3 protein-coding genes are annotated in these 4,253 nt (G+C 27.0%); all 3 read right to left on the bottom strand.

The window, feature by feature from the left end:
* Positions 1–182: 182 nt before the first annotated feature.
* A complete protein-coding gene (locus Q4E08_RS11630; protein WP_303131122.1) occupies positions 183–836 on the bottom strand; it encodes a hypothetical protein in 654 nt (217 codons plus the stop codon).
* A 175-nt stretch (positions 837–1,011) separates the two neighbouring features.
* Positions 1,012–1,980: a YafY family protein gene (locus Q4E08_RS11625; protein WP_303131120.1), complete on the bottom strand. Its 969-nt coding sequence runs from the start codon at positions 1,978–1,980 to the stop codon at positions 1,012–1,014.
* A gap of 185 nt (positions 1,981–2,165) precedes the next feature.
* A complete protein-coding gene (locus tag Q4E08_RS11620; protein WP_303131119.1) occupies positions 2,166–3,998 on the bottom strand; it encodes a hypothetical protein in 1,833 nt (610 codons plus the stop codon).
* Positions 3,999–4,253 lie beyond the last annotated feature (255 nt).

Genomic DNA, 4,253 nt, shown 5'->3' with positions numbered 1-4,253 from the left:
TTTTTCTTCCTCCTAACTAGTATTTCTCTATATAATAAATATTATTAATTTTCCTCTAAAACTCTATGGTCTTTACTGTTTTTCTATGTAAACTTACATAGGTTTTATTGTTTTTATATAAAGCTTTATTTATAGTCACTAAAAAGTTCTTTCATGGTCTGATCACATTCCCTTGTGTACTTTTACATCTTTTTCTCCTTAGGTGATAAGAAATACTTTCCACTTGTAAAAGTTACAATAAATATAAGAACAAGTCCTAGGGCAATATTTTTCTTAAGGTTATTTTTGTTTATTATGTCTCTTATGGAGTTTACTTTTTTCTTAGTATAAAATTGTAAGTTTTTATTTATCTCATACTGAAATAGACAAAGTAATATGAATATAATAATTAGTCTTAAAACTGATGTTTTAGAATTTTCTAAATATGCTTTAAAGCTAAATCTTGTTACAAAGGTAGCTCCAATTAAATAATAGAATGCTTTTTTGTGATTAATAAAGGAAATGTCTAATACCTTTTCTCTATCTGATATTTTTCTTTCTTCTCTTAAGGCTAAATATGATCCAATTAAAGCTATATAAAATAATACTAAGGATATATTTGTTCCAAATAACCCTATATAAACTTTTGCCTCTCCATCATTCCTAAATAACGCTATAATTATTATATATACTAATAAAACATTAGTAATTTTCATCATTTGTTTTTCTACTACTTCTAATTTATTAGATTCAAATTTGTTTAGTTTAATGTAAAAGCTATAGTATAGCCCCATGGCAATTACTACTATTAACAGTATTAAAGCTATTGGTGTAGGTAGTAGTGGAAATAAAAACATAATTATCATCCTTTCAATTTTTATATTTTTATATGTGTTTTACTCTTATGTATTTAATATTGAAATACAGTCAATTACTTTTTCTGCTTATTAAATATTTGTTTTACTTTGTATTTTAATACTGACTTAAACTTAATTTATCTCTTGTATTGAGTGATATTTTTAATATGTAAATTTAAGTATATAGTTCACATATTTTTTTGGCTTCTAAGGCCATTTCCTTTGCAAAGCTCTCTGGAGAAAGAACTTTTATTCCACTTCCTTGACTTAATAGCCACATCTTTATTCCCTTTCCAAATACTTCAGCTTCTAAAATGTGTTTCCCCTCATGACTTTCTATTATCCTTGATGTAGGAATTCTATCTAATACAGCCTCTAGAGAAGGTCCTGTAAATTCAAATTTGATTCTCATAAGTTCACCAGAATACATAAATTGAATTCTTTTTCTAAACTCCCCTTCTTGAAATCTATTTGCCTCACTTATTCTAAACTTTTCTTTTAAGTTTTTATATTTTAGGATTTTATCAACTCTGTAGACTATAGGCATGTCCATTTTCGAATTGTTAAAGTAAACTATTAAGTAAAAATAATATTCTGAGAAAATTATAGATACTGGTCTAACAGTTCTTTTTACTATTTCTCCATTAGTCTTTTTATATTGTAGTTCTAAAACTTCCCTATGATGAACAGCTTCACTTAAATCCCATATTTTATCTAATAATTTTTCCTCATGTTTAAGAGGAATAAATTTAAAAAGCTCATTTCCTATTAACTCTTTTATAAACTTCTTGTCCTCATAGGAAACATTTTGAAGTATGGAATTTATTATGTGATTCATTTCTTCATTACAAAAAGCTCTACTCTCTAGTAATATTTTGCAAACAGCTAATATATCTTTTTTATGTAAGCCTAAATTCTCATCTTCAACTAAAAAATAAGCCTTCTTACTCCTTTTATAAACTATTGATAAATTTTTGTTGTTATTAGCTATGTATGCTCTAATGTCATTAATATCTCTTTGAATAGTCTTTTCATTAACACAAAACTCTTCAGCACTTTTCTTTGTGTTTATTCCCTCACCATCTTTAAGTTTTTCAAAGATAGTTAAAACTCTATTTACCTTTGGGTCTTTTAATTCTTTCATATTACTCCTCATTTACATAAATAATTATATTTATTTTAAAGGACAAAAAATGTCCTTTTATATTTTTTATTATATTTTATTTAAAAAAAAGAGAAACTTTTATAAAAGTCTCTCTTTTATATAATACCTATTAGTTTTTACTATTAATATATAATAAGATAAAAATTCATCAAAATAGTTATTTTCTAAATTAAGCATCCTTCATCAGATAAATCTTCTAATACTTTACGTAGTCCATTAGCGATTTCTTTATCTGAAGGCATTTTTATTTTCTTTCTCTTCTTAACTTCTTCTTCAACCATAGGCTCTAATCTATTCTTAGCAAACATTTCCCTATCTGAACTTGCAAACATGTCTTTAAGAAAACTTCCTGTCAATTCATCCTTTAATTTATCAATAATATTTTCAGCTTCTTTTTTATTAAGTAAATAATCTTCAGCTAATTTTGTAAATACTTTTTCTATTATGTTTACCATTTTATTAGCATCATCCTCAATAAAATTATCTAATACTGCTCCTGATGCTTTTCCAGCTGCAGCTCCTCCTGCAAAGGATCCAAGTATTCCTCCTACAATTCCACCAGCAGCAGTTCCAACTATAGGAATTACTGATCCAATAGCTGCTCCAGCTGCAGCTCCACCTACCCATCCAGCTGTTCCACCAGCTACTGTAGATGCTGTGTTAGCAATATTTTTAAATAATTGACTTCCTGAAATTCTTCCTCTAAATATATTAGCTATATCAAAACTAGATAATACAAGTACTGAAACAGCTCCTGTTATTGCATTCCCTCTTAGTATCTTAGCTGCACTTTTCATTGCTGCAGCACCATATATATTGCTACCACTTCTGAAAGCATTAACTAGCATTGCTGAAGCCTTTGGTCCCATTAAAGTGACAATAGCTTCTGAACTTCCTACTAAAGCACTATTTAAGCCAGCTCTAGATAATTGACTTGATAAAACAGCTGTAACAAAGGTAGTTCCTCCAACTTTTAACCCTTCATAAGCTGCTTTTTTTATAGCAACATCAAAGTCTTCTCCATTCCAAATAACAGTAGCAAAAGTTAATGTAGCACTTATCCCCATTGCTCCTGTTGCTATTATTGCTCCATTTACTGCATCAAATGTTATTGATTCAACAGTTCCAAATTTAGCTATATTTTTAGCTTGTTCATATGTAAAATTACCTTTTCTAACAATATCTTTAGCTTTTTCTGGATCTGTAACTCCTGGAACTTCTCCCCTTTTTATTCTATTTTTCATTGCTTCTACTGCTGCATCATACTTATCTGAAGGAACTTCTATTTGCATTGGTGTGCCATCTGGATTTAAATATCTTAACTTTCCATTTTCAAAACACTCTGAAATACATTTTGATCCACTGGAACAATACTTTGTTTGAATATTAATTCCATCCACTACTCTATCAGCACCATTTTTAACAATGCGTCCTGTATTAGGATCAATTTCCTCTCCTGTTAACTTAACTTTTCCTTGTCCAAAAAAATCAAAATGATTTATTTTATCGTGTAAGTGATTAGCATTTTCAGCAGCAAATCCATGCCCCCTAGGAGTATTAAACTTATCCATTCCATATATAGTACTTGCATTACTAACATTTCCATAAATTATTCCTGAAAAATTATTTATTGCATCATCTATTAAACTCACTGAATCTCTAGAGCTATCATCTCCTCCCCCAAATTCTTCTTCAATTTTTTCTTCTCTCTTTTTATAACTTTTTGAACTTAATTCCCTATAAATTCTATCTCCATACTTAATCCAGTCTATACATCTTGTACAATTTTTTGAAATTATAACTCTATTTTCATTTCCAAAAGAATTTATGTTGTTCTCAATATATAATATTTTTTTTATAAAATACTCCACATTTTCTTCATTTAAATCTTCTCTTTCATTTATATATGATATATGTTGAAATTTAATATCATTTCCCTTTTGAATTTCTTCTATTATATAATCATACATAACATAAATATCAATTTTTTCAGTCATTATAAATCCTCCAAACTATTTTTAAAGTAATTTAAAATATCTACTATAAGTTAATTTCTTTTAAATAATATAAAATATTATTTAATATAATTTCCATTTATGTATTTTAAATTATTAATATCTATAATTATACATAATTTTAACATTAAATTCTATTTATTATTCTAAATATTATGTTAAGTAATTAATAGAAAAATTATAATTTGCGCTGAATTGTAATTATGATAAAATAATCTTCGAGGTGAGAAAAACATT

The organism is Clostridium sp. (genome assembly GCF_030532265.1).
In the GTDB taxonomy this organism is placed as follows: domain Bacteria; phylum Bacillota; class Clostridia; order Clostridiales; family Clostridiaceae; genus Clostridium.
Note: the sequence above shows the minus strand (reverse complement) of the source record. Positions and strands in the feature narration are given on the sequence as shown.